Origin of the sequence: Temperatibacter marinus (genome assembly GCF_031598375.1) — a bacterium.
GTDB classification, from domain to species: Bacteria; Pseudomonadota; Alphaproteobacteria; order Sphingomonadales; family Kordiimonadaceae; genus Temperatibacter; species Temperatibacter marinus.
This window is the reverse complement of sequence record NZ_CP123872.1, coordinates 1,950,271-1,967,649: the sequence shown is the minus strand read 5'-3', so window position 1 is coordinate 1,967,649 and position 17,379 is coordinate 1,950,271. Positions and strand designations below refer to the sequence as shown.

The window sequence follows — 17,379 nt, the reverse complement described above, 5'->3', positions numbered from 1 at the left end:
ATAAATCCTTTTCTTACATGTCTAGTAGGAGACGCGTTGGGTCTTCTAAAGCTTCTTTCACGCGAACCAAGAAAGTCACAGCTTCACGACCATCAATGATCCGATGATCATAAGATAAAGCCAGATACATCATTGGTCGAATTTCAACCTTACCCCCTATGGCCATAGGACGCTCTTGAATTTTATGCATACCCAGAATTGCTGATTGCGGTGCATTCAAAATTGGAGATGACATCAAAGAGCCAAAAATCCCCCCGTTCGAGATGGTAAATGTTCCGCCCTGCATCTCATCAATAGTAAGCTTGCCGTCGCGGGCTTTCTTACCAAAACCAGCAATTGTCAGTTCAGTATCTGCAAAAGACATATCCTGTGCATCTTTTAAAACCGGCACAACCAGGCCTGCAGGGGAAGAAACAGCCACCCCAATATTTGCGTAATTGTGATAAACAATTTCATCGCCTTCAATAAAAGCATTGACTGCAGGAATTTCTTTCAATCCTAAGCAGCAAGCTTTCGTAAAGAAAGACATAAAGCCAAGTTTGATATTATGCTTCTTTGCAAAAAGATCTTTATATTTCGCACGAGCTTCCATGACAGCCGTCATATCAACTTCATTGTAAGTGGTGAGCATCGCGGCTGTATTTTGAGCATCCTTCAGGCGTGAGGCGATCACTTTACGAAGGCGTGTCATTTTCACACGCTCTTCGCGCGGCCCACTTTCAACAGCGGCGGCTGCAGATTGTGCCGCTGGCGCGTTAGAGAAAGATCGTGCCGATCCATTTTCAATTGCCTTAAGAACATCGCCTTTTGTCAGCCGGTTATCTTTACCTGTTCCTTGAACAGAAGAAGGGTCAATATTATAATCTTCAACAATGCGGCGAACAGCCGGCGACATAGGCATCAAGTCCCCTGCAGCACCAGTCGGCGCTTGGACAGATGCAGGCGGTGCGGATGCAGCGGGGGCTGCAGCTGCTGGGGCTGCTTCTGCTTTTGGTGCGGGCGCTGCGCCTTTACCTTCAGTATCAACTTTAGCGATCAGTGCACCGATTTCAACAGTGTCGCCTTCTTCTGCCAACAGTTCTAGAATGACACCTGCAACAGGGCTTGGAACTTCCATCGCCACTTTGTCAGTTTCAATTTCTACGATGGGTTCATCTGCTGCAACGGCATCGCCGACAGCTTTAAGCCATGAGCCAATGCTGCCTTCTGTAATTGATTCACCGAGTTGCGGAATACGAATATCTTCGATTGCCATGGGTCTAGTCTCCTACCCTCTAATTAACCTTTTAATGCTTCATCAATCAACGCTGCTTGCTGTCTTGCATGAACAGACGCTTGCCCTGTGGCAGTTGCAGCGCTTGCTGCACGGCCCGCATAGGACGCTCGATTTGGCTTAATTTCTAATGATGTCAGTACGTCTTCGATAAATGGATCAACAAAGGACCAAGCTCCCATATTTTTAGGTTCTTCTTGGCACCACATGATTGATTCAACATTCTTAAAGCGCGCCAGTTCCTTCGTTAGCACGTCGGCTGGGAAAGGATAAAGCTGTTCAACACGCATCAGATAAGTGTCCGACTGTTCGCGTTTATCTCGCTCTTCAAGTAAATCAAAGTAAACTTTACCTGTACATAACACCACACGCTTGATCTTATCATCTGCAGCAAGTTTAAGCTCAGAAGCCGATCCATGTTCTGCATCATCCCAAAGAACACGGTGGAATTGCGATCCTGGACCAAAATCCGCTAATGTCGACGTACAAAGCTTATGCCTCAACAATGACTTTGGTGTCATCATGATCAACGGTTTACGGAATTCCCTATGCATCTGGCGACGCAAAATGTGGAAATAGTTTGCCGGCGTTGTACAGTTTGCAACTTGCCAATTGTCTTCAGCTGACATTTGTAAGAACCGCTCAAAGCGTGCTGAACTATGCTCTGGGCCTTGACCTTCATAACCATGAGGAAGAAGCATTACAAGGCCTGACATACGCAACCACTTTGCTTCACCAGAAGAGATGAATTGGTCAATCATAATCTGGGCACCATTGGCAAAGTCGCCAAATTGTGCTTCCCAAAGGGTTAGAGTTTTCGGTTCTGCAAGTGTATAGCCATATTCGAAGCCAAGAACACCAAATTCAGAAAGCGGGCTATCCAATACCTCAAAATGTGCATCTTCATTCACATGCTTGAGGGGACGATATTTATGCTCAGTCTTCTGATCTACAAAAACAGCATGGCGCTGCGAGAATGTACCGCGGCCACAATCCTGGCCCGAAAGGCGCACGCCGTAGCCTTCTTTAAGCAATGTACCAAAAGCCAAGGCTTCAGCAGTTGACCAATCAAACCGATCGCCAAATTCAAACATATGCTCTTTGTTTTTCAAAATTCTAGTCAAGGTTCTATGGGGATGGAAATTCTCTGGCAAGGTCGTAAGAACCTCCCCGACTTCACGAAGAGTTTCATCATCAACGCCAGAATCTGCTCGTCGCATCTCAGGATCTGTTTTTGCTGTTGCAAGACCCTCCCACTGACCTTGGAACCAATCGGCCTCATTCACCTTATAGCTTTTTCCAGCCTCAAATTCTGCTTCCAAATGGCTAGTGAATTCATTCACCATCTGCTGATATTGTTCCGCTGTAATTACACCCTGCTTGATCAATCGATCTGAGAAGATCGTACCAACAGATGGGTGTTTTTTGATAGAGGCATACATAAGAGGTTGAGTGAATGAGGGTTCATCACTTTCATTATGGCCAAAGCGTCTGTAACAGAACATATCAATGACAACATCGCGTTTAAAAGTCTGCCTAAACTCTGTGGCAAGCTTTGTTGCGAATGTTACAGCTTCAGGATCGTCACCGTTCACATGAAAGATAGGAGCTTGAACCATCTTGGCAACATCCGAAGGATAAGGGCTCGACCGACTAAATTGAGGGCTGGTTGTAAACCCAATTTGATTGTTCACGATGAAGTGGATACACCCCCCAGCGTTATAGCCATCCAGTCCTGACATGGCGAGAGACTCAGGCACAATACCCTGTCCCGCAAAAGCAGCGTCGCCGTGTAGCAAGACGGGGCAAACTTTACGCCGTGTTGCATCATTCTTTTGATCTTGCTTGGCGCGCACCTTACCTAGAACCACTGGATTTACCGCCTCAAGATGCGATGGATTAGCTGTCAAAGATAGGTGAATATTATTGCCGTCAAAATCACGGTCCGCAGAGGTCCCAAGATGGTATTTCACATCACCTGAACCTTGCACATCATCAGGTTTACTTGCCCCGCCCGCAAATTCATTAAACATTGCTCGGTAGGGTTTTGCCATAACATTGGCCAGTACATTTAATCGTCCACGGTGGGGCATGCCGAGGACAATCTCACTCATCTCATGCTGTCCACCTGTCTTCATAATAGCTTCTAAGGCAGGAACTAAACTTTCACCGCCGTCGAGACCAAAACGTTTCGTCCCTGTGTATTTTTTACCCAGGAACTTCTCAAACTGCTCAGCCTCAATAATCTTAGACAAGATTGCGACTTTCCCGCGGTCTGTGAATTGAATTTCTTTGTCACGCCCTTCAATATTGCGCTGAATCCAGGACTTTTCCTCCGGATCATTGATATGCATAAATTCCACACCAAGATTACCGCAATAGGTACGCTTTAGGATTGCAACAATTTCACGGACAGTTGATGTCTCTAATCCGAGAACGTTATCCATAAAAATTGGACGATCCATATCTGCATCACTGAATCCGTAAGTTTGGGGATCAAGTTCTGGATGAGCGGCACGCTCTTCTAATCCCAGCGGGTCCAAGTTGGCCATGAGATGGCCTCGAACTCGATATGTTCTAACCATCATAAGAGCCCGAATACTATCAAGGGTCGCAGCTCTGACTTCTTCAGCTGAAACACCGCCGCCCGTGGCAGGCTTCTTGCCGCCTTCGATGAACATATCTGTCGCATCAAGGCCTGTTGTCAGATCATCATCAGGTCTAAGTGGCCAGTCTTTCCGCGCCCAACTCGGCTGCATATCATCGGCACGTTCAATGCCGCTCTCTAATGCTTCAAAATAAGATCGCCATCCAGCATCTACTGAATCAGGATTGACGATATATCGGTCATATAAACCTTCTACAAAAGCCGGGCTAACGCCCTCTAACCTTGCAATATTATCCAGGTCTGCACCCATTCAAGTCCCCTCGTGTGTTGCACGAGATCCCTATTTATAGTTGAAAAAATTCTGGCCTCGACAGTGCCGAGACCAGTTATTCATTTTAGCCGTTGATGGCTTTTAGAAGTGTTTCACCCAGCGATGCGGGGCTATCTGAAACAATGATGCCCGCAGATTTCATTGCTTCGATCTTGTCTTCAGCACCACCTTGACCCCCAGAAACAATCGCTCCGGCATGCCCCATAGTGCGGCCTGGAGGCGCTGTACGGCCTGCAATAAAACCAGCTACTGGCTTCTTCACTTTTGATGACTTCAAGAATTCTGCCGCTTCTTCTTCTGCAGATCCACCAATTTCACCAATCATGATAATACTGTCTGTCTCATCGTCACCGAGGAACATATCCAAACAATCAATAAAGTTTGTTCCATTCACTGGATCGCCGCCGATACCAATACAAGTTGACTGACCAAGGCCAATAGCCGTTGTTTGTGCAACAGCTTCATAGGTCAATGTACCTGAGCGAGACACGATACCCACTTTACCAGGCTTGTGAATATGGCCGGGCATAATGCCGATTTTACACTCACCCGGTGTAATAACGCCTGGACAGTTCGGCCCAACAAGACGCGTCCCTGAATTTTTAAGAGCGCGCTTAACTCGAACCATATCCAAAACAGGAATACCTTCTGTGATACAAACAACCAATTCTAGCTCTGCATCAATGGCTTCTAGAATAGCATCAGCAGCGAAGGGCGGAGGCACATAAATCACAGATGCATTGGCGTCTGTTGCTTCACGAGCATCAGCGACTGTATCAAAAACTGGTAGATCCAAATGTTTTGAACCACCTTTGCCTGGAGTTACACCCCCAACCATTTTCGTACCATAAGCAATTGCTTGCTCTGAGTGGAAAGTCCCCTGTGCGCCTGTAAAGCCCTGACAGATTACTTTTGTATCTTTACCTACAAGTACAGACATTACGCGGCCTCCTTCACAGCCTTAACGACCTTTTCAGCCGCATCATTGAGATCATCAGCAGAAATGATTGGAAGACCACTTTCAGCCATAATCTTTTTCCCAAGCTCTACATTTGTTCCCTCAAGACGAACAACGAGTGGGACTGAAATCGCTACTTCGCGAGCTGCTGCAACCACACCTTCAGCGATCACATCACAGCGCATAATCCCCCCGAAGATATTAACCAAGATACCTTCGACATTATCATCAGACAGAATAATTTTAAAAGCTTCTGTCACACGTTCTTTAGTTGCGCCGCCTCCCACATCAAGGAAGTTTGCAGGTGAGCCGCCTTTAAGCTTGATGATATCCATCGTAGCCATCGCAAGACCAGCACCATTCACCATACATCCAATCGCACCGTCTAGGCTGATGTAGTTTAGATCATATTTAGACGCTTCAATCTCTTTTGGATCTTCTTCACTCTCATCGCGCAGTTCGCGAACATCTGGATGTCTGAACAGAGCATTGCCGTCAAATGACATTTTCGCATCAAGAACAACCATGTGATCGTCTTGTGTTAGAACCAGAGGATTAATCTCAAGCATCGCTGCATCTTTCTCCATGAAAGTAGCATAGAGAGAGGCAACCAGCTTCTGACATTCCTTTGCTGCTTGACCCGAGAGCCCTAGACCAAAAGCAACTTTACGGCAGTGGTAGGGCTGCAAGCCTGCTGCTGGATCAATTGTATAAGTATCGATCTTTTCGGGTGTTGCTTCAGCAACTTCCTCGATATCCATTCCGCCTTCTGTAGAGGCTACGATCGCAACATTGCTAGTAGCCCGATCAACAAGGAAAGAAATATAAAACTCAGATTTAATGGCACAGCCATCTTCTACGAAGATCCGTTTTACTTCTTTTCCCTCAGGTCCGGTCTGGTGAGTCACAAGTGTTTTGCCGATCAACTCTTTTGCAGCAGCTTCAACGTCTTCAAGAGACTTTACGACTTTTACACCGCCCGCTTTACCGCGGCCGCCGGCATGGATCTGAGCTTTCACAACCCAAACAGGTCCGCCCAATTCTTTAGCCACATCAACAGCTTCAGATGGTGTGTAAGCAACGCCGCTTTTCAGCACTGGCGCTCCATATTCTTTCAACAGGCCCTTCGCCTGATACTCATGAATGTTCATGCTATTCCCTCCTAAGTGGATTTAGACAAGAAAAAAGCCTGGCTTATGCCAGACTTCCATCAATTCCTTTACACGCTGTTACAAGACCTTCTACGGCAGAGACTGAATGGTCGAAACCTGTTTTCTCTTCACCCTGCAAGTCAACCTCAACGATGCGTTCGATACCATTCTCACCAATGATTGTTGGCACACCAACATACATTTCACTCACACCGTATTCGCCAGTCAGATAAGCTGCACACGGCAACAAACGCTTCTGATCTTTCAAGTAAGATTCAGCCATCGCTATGGCTGATGTTGCTGGGGCATAATAAGCTGACCCTGTTTTCAACAGCCCGACAATCTCAGCTCCCCCGTCGCGGGTACGCTGAACGATGCTGTCGATCTTTTCATTTGTAGACCAACCCATCTTCACCAAATCAGGCACAGGAATTCCAGCAACTGTTGAATAGCGTGTGAGCGGAACCATTGTATCACCGTGTCCTCCAAGGACGAAAGCATTCACATCTTTTACAGACACATTAAATTCTTGCGCAAGGAAATGCTGGAAGCGCGCACTATCAAGGACACCTGCCATGCCACATACTTTATTGGTAGGCAGGCCTGAGAATTTCTGAAGAGCCCAAACCATCGCATCAAGCGGATTTGTTATGCAGATAACAAACGAATTCGGCGCATATTTCGCGATCCCTTCCCCAACTGACTTCATTACTTTTAAGTTAATACCGAGTAGATCATCACGGCTCATGCCGGGTTTGCGTGGCACGCCAGCTGTCACGATGACAACATCAGCGCCTTCAATATCTTTATAGTCGTTAGCGCCTTTTAGATCAGCGTCATAGCCATCTACAGGGGCCGATTGCGAAAGATCTAGGGCTTTACCAGCCGGCATGTCTTCTACAATATCAAAAATTACTACGTCGCCTAATTCTTTCATTGCTGCTAAATGAGCAAGCGTGCCGCCAATTTGACCTGCACCGATAAGAGCGATTTTTTTACGTGCCATGGGAAGTGCTCCGTGGTTATATTTATATATAAAGTCCAATTTCAGTTGTATATACAACCTTTAAAAATCTTCTTGGGACCAAAAAGACTTAGCGAACCCTTAACGTGTTTTAAAGACCTAGGCAAGTGAATTATCCGTTAAATCCTTCAGTTTTCCACAGAAGTTTCAATTAGAAATATTTAAAAAAGAGTTAAGAATAACCTAAAACGTGTAATATTTGTTCAATATTTATGAAAATAGTATGTTTTTGGCAAACGCAATGCCGGCTTGCTTTTCTCTTCTAAGGGCTTTAGATAGACGTATACCATCAAAAGGGGGTTTACTGATGTTTTCACGTGCTGATATTCAAATCAATCCTGAACTAAATTTATCAGACTATGCCGCCCTCTTGAAAGAAAATGGGCGCGTCCAAATTCCAAACTTCTTTACGGACGAAACAGCTGAAACCCTTCATAATTTGATCAAGACAAATCAAACATGGAATTTGGCGTATAATGAATATGATCAATTCTTCGAGAGTACGAAACAAGACTTTGAAGACACCCCTGCAGAATTTAAAACCAATTTCATGAAGGCGATATATGAAAGAGCCTCTTCGACTTTTCAATATGTCTTTATGCAATATTATATTACCCAAGCTGTTAAGAATAGAGAGGAAATGGGGCACCCTCTTCATGAGCTTCATCATTGGGCAAATGAGGACGATTTCCTCTCCCTACTTAAAAGCCTTGTCGGTGATAGCGCCATAAGATGGTGCGATGTTTTTATTAGCCGCTATGAGCCAGGCCATTTCCTTTCAAAACATGATGACACACACCCTAAACACGACCGTTCAGTGGCCTACACCATCGGCATGACAAAAGAGTGGAACCCAAACTGGGGTGGACATCTGGTCTTCTTGGACAAAAAGGGAGGCATCAAAGAGGGCTTCATTCCAGAATTCAATACTTTAAACCTTTTTCACAACCCCCAAGATCATGCGGTCCAGCTTGTGGCCCCCAATGCCGGCAAACCACGTGACAGCTTTTTAGGCTGGGCGAACCGTTAATGTATTTTTCTTTTAGAGCATAAGCCTCTGATTTGGCGAGAAATACAATTTTTTAGTGTTCATCTTTTCAAATCCAACGCACAATAGTTATTTGACCCCCTGCTTTTTTTGTTCCATTGTATGAAGAACTACTGGGGAGTGGATTATGTCAGAACACACAGATTTAAATGTGGCCGCAGCTCAAGCCAATAAAAAGGGGCGGAACTATGTTTTGTTCATTTTATTTTTGGCCTATACTTTCAATTTCATCGACCGCCAAATCCTTGTCATTCTTCAAGAAGGCATTAAAGCAGATCTTGGCCTTAGCGACACGCAGCTTGGTATTTTAACGGGCTTTTCTTTCGCAATCTTTTACGTGACCGCAGGCATTCCCATCGCCAGCTGGGCCGATAAAGCAAACCGTACAAAAATCATTTCTGGCGCTGTCGCTATTTGGTCCCTCATGACCGCAGCTTCGGGGCTGGTGACCAATTACACCCAGCTTGTCCTCGCCCGTATCGGCGTTGGCATTGGAGAAGCAGGCTGCAGCCCTCCTGCGCACTCAATGATTTCAGATATGTATGAAAGAAAAGAACGTGCAACTGCGCTATCTATCTATTCGACAGGTATTTATCTCGGTATTTTTGTCGGTTTTCTCATCGGCGGCTATGTTCAAGAATATTACGGCTGGAGAATGACTTTTCTCATAGTTGGCATCCCAGGCGTTCTTCTTGCCCTGGTCATGTATCTGACTGTTCGCGAGCCTCTCAGAAGACGCCATGCCGGTGAAGAGGTTGAGAGCGAAAAGCCTTCCATGATTGCAACTATGAAATTGATCTGGGCAAAAAAGTCATTCCGCTACCTCTCACTCGGCTGCGCTATGGCAGGCTTTGTCGCCTATGGCACAGGGAATTTCACTCCCTCATATCTAGCACGCAGTCACGGCATGAGCCCCAGCGAAATTGGCCTTTCCCTTGCTTTAATCACAGGAATAGGCGGAATGTCAGGCACATTCCTTGGTGGCTACCTCACAGACAAATTCGGCGTTAAGGACAAGCGGTGGTATCTTTGGATCCCAGCATTGGGGGGGCTCATTTGCCTGCCTCTTTACATCATGGCTTATATGGCGAACGATGCCTCCTTAGTAATTTGGACGTTGCCTTTTGCAATTCTCGTCTCCACCACATACTTAGGGCCTTCTATCGCCTGCAGTCATATGATCGTCAGCCCTTCACAACGCGCGATGGCGTCCGCATTACTTTTCTTTATTTTGAATTTGATTGGCCTTGGGCTTGGGCCGCTCTTCATTGGTATTGTGAGCGATCTACTGACCGAACGCTATGAGGAGGAAGCCCTTCGGTATGCGCTGTTGATTGGCCTCTCCTTTATTCTTGTAAAGATTTGGATGTTCTTAAAAGGCGCCAAACATCTCGCCAACGACATTAAAGAAGCTCAATCATAAGCGATTAGCCTTCAATTAGACACAAAAAACCCGACCGCTAGCGCTGGTCGGGTTTTTTAATTACAAGACTTTGTCCCATAAGGCAAAAAGATCAAAGGATCTTAGTAATCGCCTTTTGGCTCCAGAATTTGCTTGCCACGGTACATACCTGTTTTCAGGTCGATGTGGTGACGCAATTTAAATTCACCTGTATGTGAATCTTCCTGGTAGTTTACAGTCTTAAGCGCGTCATGTGAACGGCGCATACCGCGACGTGACGGAGAGATCTTACTCTTAGGAACTGCCATTTTACTAACCTTCTTAGTTAACAAGGCTACCAAAGCAGCCTAATAATATGTCGAGTCTTGCGAAATCGCCAAACTCTTGATTCGAGGCGCGGACAATAAGCCCAAAGCCAAAATAAATCAAGCCAAAAGAAACAGAGCTTCAATCGACTAATCTTCTGGACGCTATTTATAGTAGAATGCTGGAAAGCGCAAGCTAGAATTGCAAGATATTTAAAATAAAATTAATCATTTATTTTCAGTAAGTTAACTATATACGACCTGCTCAGATGCCAAGCCTCATATAGACATTTTGCAGGAAAGATCTATAGAATCTACATTCTAATTAGAATCGTCCTTATCAGCCAAAAAGGAAAAGCAATGATCATCCTCTGCTATGTAGAAGGCTATGACGCCCAAATTGATGAGCTCTATAAAGGTTTTTTTGAAAAATACATCCCAGGTGTAGATTTTCGCGCTTGGCCGAACTGGGGCGATCCTGCATCTTTTGATGAAGCGACTGATGTCTATGCTTATGTCTGGGCACCGCCACAAGGGTTGCTGGCAAAATATTCCATGATCAACGCTATCTTTTCAATAGGAGCGGGCATTGACCACCTAACAGCAGACCCCCTCCTTCCAAAGAACGTGCCCATCATTCGTATGGGTGATGAGAGTTTAAAGGATGGCATGGGGGAATATGCCACCATGGCAGCTTTATGGTTTTTAAGAGATATGAAAAATGTCTCTGCATGGCAAAAAAGAGGGGAATGGCAGCACCATTTCCCTAAAGCACCTAGTCAATTCACTATTGGTTTAATGGGGTATGGGCTACTTGGTAAGGCAGTTGCTAAACGATTAAAGCCTTTCGGCTTCAAGCTTGCCACTTGGTCAACTTCAGAGAAAGATCCCGAAGAAGGCATTACACATTATAGGGGCAGCACCTGCCTTAAAGACTTCATGGCGAACGTCGATATGATTTACGCGCTCTTACCCCAAACCACAGAGACCACCGACCTTATTAATAAGACCAGTCTCCGTTGGATGAAAAAAGGCAGCTATATCGTTAATGCAGGTCGCGGCAACTTAATTGACCTCCCTACTCTTGTAGACGCAGTGAAAAACGGCCACATCGCAGGAGCAATGCTTGATGTATTCAAGGAAGAACCACTGCCAAAAGGTGATCCAGCTTGGCTGACCGAGGGCATCATTATAACGCCGCATGTTGCAGCAATCACTCGACCGGACACCTCAACCAAATTCGTTGCAGAAACGATAATAAAGCTAACCAAAGGTGAAAAGATTGAAACAATGCTAGATATTCGTCGAGGCTACTAATAAGGATTCTTTATAGAACCGTCTAAAAGGATATAATCGATGACTGAACAAGTAGATATCGTCATAATTGGAGCAGGCATCATTGGCCTGTCCTGTGGATATCATCTCGCAAGAGCCAACCCTTCTAAATCAATTCTTCTCATAGACCAGCTCCCGCCGCATAGTTATACATCAGCACAATCGGGAGAGAATTATAGAAATTGGTGGCCCCATCCTATAATGAAGCAATTCATAGAGGACAGCATAACACACCTTGTTGATATCAAAGAGAAAACGGATAATGCCATAAACTTAACAGACCAGGGATATATGCTCGCCACGCGTTCACTGGATGTCTCTGAGGTCATCGCCTCTTTGAGAGAGTGCTTCGGGGAAGAAGAAACACGCATTCATTGCCACGACAGGAGTGACATCTATCTCGCTGATACTCAAGACCACTATGACGGTGTGGATATCATTACCAGCTCGACTTTAATTCAATCAGTCTATCCCTATTACCCAAAAGACATTACAACCCTTTTTCACATTCGAAAAGGCGGCATGCTTGATAGTCAACAATTGGGTCAATTTTTCCTTCGAGAATTCAAAGCTTTGGGCGGTAAAATTCTCCAATCTAAAGTGACTGGCATAGAGACAGACAAGAATTTCCGCCTATCCTTTGAGGGGGCGTCTCCCCTAAAGGCACTAAAACTTGTCAATGCAGCAGGCCCATACGTACAAGCTATTGCCGAAATGCTTGGGGAAAAACTTCCTGTATCTAATATCCTACAGCAAAAAATAGCCTTCAAAGACAAATTAAAAGCAATCGATCGCAGCATGCCTTTTACCATCGACCTGGATACTCAATTCATAGACTGGTCAGATGAAGATCGCTCGTTACTAGCAGAAGAAGAAAGTCTAAAATGGTTAACAGAGGAGATGCCTGGTGCTGTTCACTGTCGGCCTGAAGGAGGCCTGAATGGGGATTGGCTAAAACTTGGCTGGGCTTACAACACAGAGGTATCAGACGCCACTCTCACTCCTTCCTTTGAGGATAGTTTTCCAGAAATTGTCTTAAGGGGCGCCGCTAGATTACACCCCAGTCTCAAACAATATTACGATAAGCTACCAAGCGAACGGTCTCATTACGGCGGCTATTATACTATGACCCCAGAAAACTGGCCTTTGATCGGGCCAATGAAAACGCAGAATGCTTATGTTATTGGTGCCATGTCCGGTTTTGGAACAATGGCAGCATGTGCTGCTGGCGATCTCTGTGCCCGATGGGTTCATGACGAATCTAAACCTGCTTATGCCGAAGATCTTTCCCTGATGCGCTACAACAATAAGGCCTTCATGTCAGACCTACTCTCTTCGGATAAGCGGGGCATTTTATAAATTTAGCTTATTCATTGCTCAAGCCCTTTTAATCTCAGGCAAAGATACCTATATAGTATCAAATGTGCATCACTGGGCAAAGACCAGTATATATAATATGGGATATCTTATGGATTATGTTCAGGCTATTGCTGGCCTTGTTGTTTTGATTATTGCTGGTGATATTTTAGTGCGGGGCGGTGTTTCCCTGGCTCGACGGTATGACATTTCTCCTATGGTGATTGGCTTAACAATCATTGCCTTCGGTACCAGCGCTCCTGAATTAATGGTTGGTATTGACGCCGTTCTCAATGATGCTGCAGGATTGGCTCTGGGCAATGTGGTCGGATCAAATATAGCCAATGTCCTACTCGTCATAGGCGTTCCAGCTCTGATCGCGCCCATTGCCTGCAATGCCCCCCGTCTTGGGCGAAATTATTTCATCATGGCTGCTGTCACTCTTATATTCATTATGATGGCACAAACTGGCAATTTTAAATGGCCACAAGGCATGATCCTTCTCGCTTTACTAGCAACTTTTTTATACTATTCCGCAACACGCAGTAAGCAATGTTCAGAAAGCATAGACCCTCTTACAGAGATTGATGGCCTCGAGGACGAGCCAGACAGTGTTACTAAAGCTTCGTTTTTCACCATAATTGGCCTGATTGGTCTTGCATTCGGCGCTGATCTACTTGTTACAGGCTCTGTATCCATCGCGCGTGAACTAGATGTCAGCGAAGAAGTTATAGGACTGACGATGGTTGCCATTGGGACCAGTCTGCCAGAACTTGTTACAAGTGTTACAGCTGCTCTCAGAGGTCACAGTGATGTGGCCGTTGGAAACGTGATTGGCTCAAATATCTTTAACCTTCTTGCCATTATAGGCGTTTCAAGTCTCTTCGGTGAAATTCCTGTTTCAAACAATGCAAAGCAAGTCGATCTATGGGTCATGTTGGCATCCGTCATCGCTTTGGCTCCTTTCATTGCTTTAAAAACTAAAGTAAAAAAGACTGCTGGCATTATGATGCTTTTTGGCTATACGGCCTATATTTTTCACCTCGCTCAGTCGTCACTATAAAGGTCTTTAAAATGAACGCGATTATTGTCACAGGTGGCGCACGGAGGATTGGCAAAGCGATTGTTCGTCATTTTGCCAAAGCGGGTTGGGATGTTGGCATTCACTGCAGGCACTCTAATGAAGAAGCCGAAGAACTTATTCACACGCTAAAGGCTGAAGGGTGCACAGGTTCCTTAGTTCCTTTATCAGCTGATTTCCAAAAGAGTGCACAGGTAAAAGACCTTGTGCCTACTGCGACAGAAAAATTTGGTAAACCAGTTACAGCTCTTGTGAATAACGCCTCCCTTTTTGAGGAGGATGATATCCATTCGCTTTCACAAGAGAGCTGGGATGCTCATATGGACGTAAACCTGAAAGCGCCAGCACTTTTGTCGCAAGCTTTTTTTAAACAATTACCAGATGACCAGACTGGCAACATTATCAACATCATTGATCAAAGAGTGTGGCGTCTAAATCCCCAGTTCATGAGTTACACAACGAGCAAATCTGCTCTTTGGACGTTGACTAGGACAATGGCACAAGCGATGGCCCCTCGCATACGAGTGAATGCCATCGGCCCAGGCCCCGTGTTAGCAAGCATTCATCAATCCAAAGAGTCCTTCGCAGATGAGGCCGCAAATGTTCCTTTGGGAACAGGTCCCACACCAGAAGAGATTGCGAGAACGATTGACTTTATCTTAAACACTCCATCGCTGACTGGACAAATGCTTGCCCTTGACGGTGGACAGCATTTAGCTTGGCAGACGCCTGATATTCCTGTATGAAGCGGCAACCTTTTTATGAGTACCAGCTGAATGGAGCCGATTATGGCGAATGACATCCATAAACCTTCCTTATCGTCAAAATCTATGGCAGATGCTACATACTCTATCCGTCATGTATTTGTTCGTGATTATGAAACCATTGCGCGTATTGGTGTTTGGGATCATGAGAAAGAGCGCACGCAAAAGGTCAGAATTAATGTAGATCTATCTGTATCCGAAAATGAGACATATCACGAAGATCAACTTGACAATGTCTTATGCTATTTTGAAATCGTAAAAGGCATCGAGGCCATCATTGCCTCTGGACATATAAACCTTGTTGAAACTCTTGCCGAAAACATTGCCGAATTCTGTCTCAAGGATCTCCGTGTTAGGACAGCTCGTGTGCGTGTTGAAAAGCTAGAAGCCATTGAAAAAGCGGTTAGTGTTGGTGTCGAAGTTGAACGCCATCAAAATAGTTAACACATTGTTACCACACATAAAATAATTAGCTACACCCTACCCGTGTTACAAGAGTTGTGCACAACGAATCACTGCTGACACAATTCTGTCATCTTATCAAGTGAAGAAAAAAAATGAAAGTGTTTGGCAGGGTCCCGTAACAGTAAAATTGTTTAAAATCATACAGTTACGAATTTTGCCTATTTTTTAGGCAAACAGAGAAAACCTTAATGATTTCGCGCATCTCGGCCTTATTCCCCTAGTTTATACACAAGGTTATCCACAGGTTCGGTGGATAACAATTTTGCACCCGATTCGTCGCCTTTATTCTCTTGTGATGAAACCATAATAATGTATTTTAGCTAATGCAGTGTGATGAAAGGGTTTTTTGCTCACATGTCCAAAAATCAAACGTCAAAACCGACTTTAGAGGCTGGAATTAAAGCCATAAAGACCGCTTTAAAAACGGCGCCGTCGAAGCCTGGCGTTTATCGAATGTTGGATAAAAATGACGACATTTTATACGTGGGAAAAGCCAAAGATATTAAAAAGCGTGTCACCAGCTATACTCGAGCGAATAATTTAAACAATCGTCTCGTTCGAATGGTAAGTCATACTCTATCTATGGTTTTTGTGACAACTACAACCGAAGCAGAAGCTTTGCTGCTAGAAGCAAGCCTCATTAAAAGATATTTCCCCCCTTATAATGTCCTCCTTAAGGACGATAAAAGCTTCCCTTATATTCTGCTTCGCACTGATCATACATGGGCACAAATCACCAAACATAGAGGCGCCCGTAAAAACAAAGGAATCTATTTTGGCCCCTTTGCCAGTGTAAATGCCGTGAATAAAACCTTAAATATTTTACAAAAAGTATTTCAACTGCGCTCTTGCACGGATAGCACCTTAGAAACACGCTCACGTGCATGCCTCTTACATCAAATAAAACGATGTTCTGCGCCCTGCGTTGATAAAATATCTAAAGCAGATTACGGGGATATGGTCCATGAGACACAGCTCTTCTTAGAAGGCAAGGATAGCTCCATACAAAAGAAGTTTGCTGAAAGCATGCAAAGGGCTTCAGAAAGTATGGAGTATGAAATTGCAGCTATATTCCGTGACAGGTTGCATGCTCTCACTCAAGTTCAGAGCCATCAAAGCATGGTCAATGCCATGGTTGATGAAGCTGACATTATTGCTGCGGCCCAAATTGGGGGGAAGACTTGCATACAAATGTTCTTTTTCCGAGCCGGGCAAAATTGGGGGCACAGGGCTTATTTCCCGAAGCATGACAAAGAAGAGAAATTAGATGTCGTCCTTTCAGCTTTCATCGCTCAATTTTATGAGAATAAGCCAGTTCCCAAACAATTGATTGTCTCTCATGATTCTGAAGACATGCCTCTTCTTGCAGAAGCCCTCAGTGAAAAGGCTGGCCGGAAAGTCAAAATTGAAAAGCCCCAAAGAGGCAAGAAAGCTGAAACGATCAAAGAAGCGATGCGCAATGCTACGGAAGCGTTAGAGAGAAAACTTGCTGAAAGCGCAAGCCAAAGAAATTTATTGGCGGGTCTCGCTAAAATTCTAGACCTGGAAGAAAGTCCAACACGGATTGAAATTTATGACAACAGCCACATACAGGGCAACAACGCTGTTGGTGGAATGGTTGTGGCAGGTCCTGATGGCTTTATGAAAAATAGCTATCGTAAATTCAACATCAAAGATGAAGAGATGTCACCTGGTGATGACTTTGGCATGATGCGAGAAGTTATGCTGCGTCGGTTTAAACGCTTGATCAGTGAAGATGAAGACAAAAGCCGCGGCCACTGGCCTGATATTCTATTGATTGATGGGGGCAAGGGCCAACTTTCAAGTGTTCATGACGTTTTAGACGATATGGGTATCGAAGAAACCGATGTACTTGTGGTGGCTATTTCCAAAGGCCCGGATAGAAATGCTGGACGTGAGCAATTTCATATCCGTGGCCGCGATCCTTTCATGCTGCCTCTAAATGATCCAGTCCTTTATTATTTGCAACGTCTAAGAGATGAAGCGCACAGATTTGCCATCGGCAGTCACCGGGCACGTCGCAGCAAAGATATTAAGAAATCTCCCCTCGATAGCATTCCCGGCGTTGGCCCCAAAAGAAAGAAAGCTTTGCTTAATCATTTTGGGTCTGCAAAAGCCATCATTGGTGCCCATAAACGTGATTTAGAGGCTGTCGAGGGCGTGTCGAAAGCTATGGCGCAACAAATCTATGATTACTTCCAGCAAACTTAGTTCCCAGCCAGAAACCTTAATTCACAGCCTGGACCCTGAATTCCCA

General features: G+C 45.0%; 14 protein-coding genes. 8 read left to right on the top strand and 6 right to left on the bottom strand.

The window, feature by feature from the left end; all coding sequences use genetic code 11:
- Positions 1 to 13: 13 nt before the first annotated feature.
- From odhB to mdh, 5 genes are all read right to left on the bottom strand, one after another.
- The gene (odhB, locus tag QGN29_RS08730) at positions 14 to 1,255 is read right to left on the bottom strand and encodes a 2-oxoglutarate dehydrogenase complex dihydrolipoyllysine-residue succinyltransferase (RefSeq protein ID WP_310797471.1); all 1,242 of its coding nucleotides are present in this window, start codon (positions 1,253 to 1,255) and stop codon (positions 14 to 16) included.
- A gap of 23 nt (positions 1,256 to 1,278) precedes the next feature.
- The gene (locus tag QGN29_RS08725; protein WP_310797470.1) at positions 1,279 to 4,191 is read right to left on the bottom strand and encodes a 2-oxoglutarate dehydrogenase E1 component; all 2,913 of its coding nucleotides are present in this window, start codon (positions 4,189 to 4,191) and stop codon (positions 1,279 to 1,281) included.
- 85 nt (positions 4,192 to 4,276) lie between these two features.
- Positions 4,277 to 5,152, bottom strand: a complete 876-nt coding sequence (gene sucD, locus QGN29_RS08720) for a succinate--CoA ligase subunit alpha (RefSeq protein WP_310797469.1) — start codon at positions 5,150 to 5,152, stop codon at positions 4,277 to 4,279.
- Positions 5,152 to 6,321, bottom strand: coding sequence for an ADP-forming succinate--CoA ligase subunit beta (sucC, locus tag QGN29_RS08715; RefSeq protein ID WP_310797468.1), 1,170 nt, complete (start codon positions 6,319 to 6,321; stop codon positions 5,152 to 5,154). Before sucC ends, sucD begins: the two co-directional genes overlap by 1 nt.
- 43 nt (positions 6,322 to 6,364) lie before the next feature.
- Entirely contained in the window at positions 6,365 to 7,327 is a 963-nt protein-coding gene (mdh, locus tag QGN29_RS08710; protein WP_310797467.1) for a malate dehydrogenase, read from the bottom strand.
- A 325-nt stretch (positions 7,328 to 7,652) separates the two neighbouring features.
- On the opposite strand from mdh, the gene QGN29_RS08705 reads away from it, so the two are divergent.
- Both QGN29_RS08705 and QGN29_RS08700 read left to right on the top strand, forming a co-directional pair.
- The gene (locus tag QGN29_RS08705) at positions 7,653 to 8,375 is read left to right on the top strand and encodes a 2OG-Fe(II) oxygenase (RefSeq protein WP_310797466.1); all 723 of its coding nucleotides are present in this window, start codon (positions 7,653 to 7,655) and stop codon (positions 8,373 to 8,375) included.
- Positions 8,376 to 8,520: 145 nt separating this feature from the next.
- The gene (locus QGN29_RS08700) at positions 8,521 to 9,816 is read left to right on the top strand and encodes a spinster family MFS transporter (RefSeq protein ID WP_310797465.1); all 1,296 of its coding nucleotides are present in this window, start codon (positions 8,521 to 8,523) and stop codon (positions 9,814 to 9,816) included.
- A 101-nt stretch (positions 9,817 to 9,917) separates the two neighbouring features.
- Here QGN29_RS08700 and rpmF read toward each other — a convergent pair whose 3' ends face one another.
- Positions 9,918 to 10,103 (bottom strand): 50S ribosomal protein L32, encoded by a 186-nt coding sequence (rpmF, locus tag QGN29_RS08695; protein WP_310797464.1) that lies wholly within the window; start codon positions 10,101 to 10,103, stop codon positions 9,918 to 9,920.
- Between the two features lie 357 nt (positions 10,104 to 10,460).
- Here rpmF and QGN29_RS08690 point away from each other — a divergent pair, with 357 nt between their 5' ends.
- From QGN29_RS08690 to uvrC, 6 genes are all read left to right on the top strand, one after another.
- Positions 10,461 to 11,417 (top strand): 2-hydroxyacid dehydrogenase, encoded by a 957-nt coding sequence (locus QGN29_RS08690; protein WP_310797463.1) that lies wholly within the window; start codon positions 10,461 to 10,463, stop codon positions 11,415 to 11,417.
- 39 nt (positions 11,418 to 11,456) lie between these two features.
- Positions 11,457 to 12,794, top strand: a complete 1,338-nt coding sequence (locus QGN29_RS08685; RefSeq protein ID WP_310797462.1) for an NAD(P)/FAD-dependent oxidoreductase — start codon at positions 11,457 to 11,459, stop codon at positions 12,792 to 12,794.
- 109 nt (positions 12,795 to 12,903) lie between these two features.
- Positions 12,904 to 13,854, top strand: a complete 951-nt coding sequence (locus QGN29_RS08680; RefSeq protein ID WP_310797461.1) for a calcium/sodium antiporter — start codon at positions 12,904 to 12,906, stop codon at positions 13,852 to 13,854.
- A gap of 11 nt (positions 13,855 to 13,865) precedes the next feature.
- Positions 13,866 to 14,618: an SDR family oxidoreductase gene (locus QGN29_RS08675; RefSeq protein WP_310797460.1), complete on the top strand. Its 753-nt coding sequence runs from the start codon at positions 13,866 to 13,868 to the stop codon at positions 14,616 to 14,618.
- A gap of 42 nt (positions 14,619 to 14,660) precedes the next feature.
- Positions 14,661 to 15,080, top strand: coding sequence for a dihydroneopterin aldolase (gene folB / locus QGN29_RS08670; protein ID WP_310797459.1), 420 nt, complete (start codon positions 14,661 to 14,663; stop codon positions 15,078 to 15,080).
- A 375-nt stretch (positions 15,081 to 15,455) separates the two neighbouring features.
- Complete coding sequence (uvrC, locus tag QGN29_RS08665) at positions 15,456 to 17,333, top strand: excinuclease ABC subunit UvrC (protein ID WP_310797458.1); 1,878 nt, start codon at positions 15,456 to 15,458, stop codon at positions 17,331 to 17,333.
- Positions 17,334 to 17,379: the final 46 nt, after the last annotated feature.

Bases quoted from the DNA above. Each gene is read 5' to 3' on its own strand.
- odhB (WP_310797471.1), bottom strand. From the start codon at position 1,255: ATGGCAATCGAAGATATTCGTATTCCGCAACTCGGTGAATCAATTACA.
- QGN29_RS08725 (WP_310797470.1), bottom strand. From the start codon at position 4,191: ATGGGTGCAGACCTGGATAATATTGCAAGGTTAGAGGGCGTTAGCCCG.
- sucD (WP_310797469.1), bottom strand. From the start codon at position 5,152: ATGTCTGTACTTGTAGGTAAAGATACAAAAGTAATCTGTCAGGGCTTT.
- sucC (WP_310797468.1), bottom strand. From the start codon at position 6,321: ATGAACATTCATGAGTATCAGGCGAAGGGCCTGTTGAAAGAATATGGA.
- mdh (WP_310797467.1), bottom strand. From the start codon at position 7,327: ATGGCACGTAAAAAAATCGCTCTTATCGGTGCAGGTCAAATTGGCGGC.
- QGN29_RS08705 (WP_310797466.1), top strand. From the start codon at position 7,653: ATGTTTTCACGTGCTGATATTCAAATCAATCCTGAACTAAATTTATCA.
- QGN29_RS08700 (WP_310797465.1), top strand. From the start codon at position 8,521: ATGTCAGAACACACAGATTTAAATGTGGCCGCAGCTCAAGCCAATAAA.
- rpmF (WP_310797464.1), bottom strand. From the start codon at position 10,103: ATGGCAGTTCCTAAGAGTAAGATCTCTCCGTCACGTCGCGGTATGCGC.
- QGN29_RS08690 (WP_310797463.1), top strand. From the start codon at position 10,461: ATGATCATCCTCTGCTATGTAGAAGGCTATGACGCCCAAATTGATGAG.
- QGN29_RS08685 (WP_310797462.1), top strand. From the start codon at position 11,457: ATGACTGAACAAGTAGATATCGTCATAATTGGAGCAGGCATCATTGGC.
- QGN29_RS08680 (WP_310797461.1), top strand. From the start codon at position 12,904: ATGGATTATGTTCAGGCTATTGCTGGCCTTGTTGTTTTGATTATTGCT.
- QGN29_RS08675 (WP_310797460.1), top strand. From the start codon at position 13,866: ATGAACGCGATTATTGTCACAGGTGGCGCACGGAGGATTGGCAAAGCG.
- folB (WP_310797459.1), top strand. From the start codon at position 14,661: ATGGCGAATGACATCCATAAACCTTCCTTATCGTCAAAATCTATGGCA.
- uvrC (WP_310797458.1), top strand. From the start codon at position 15,456: ATGTCCAAAAATCAAACGTCAAAACCGACTTTAGAGGCTGGAATTAAA.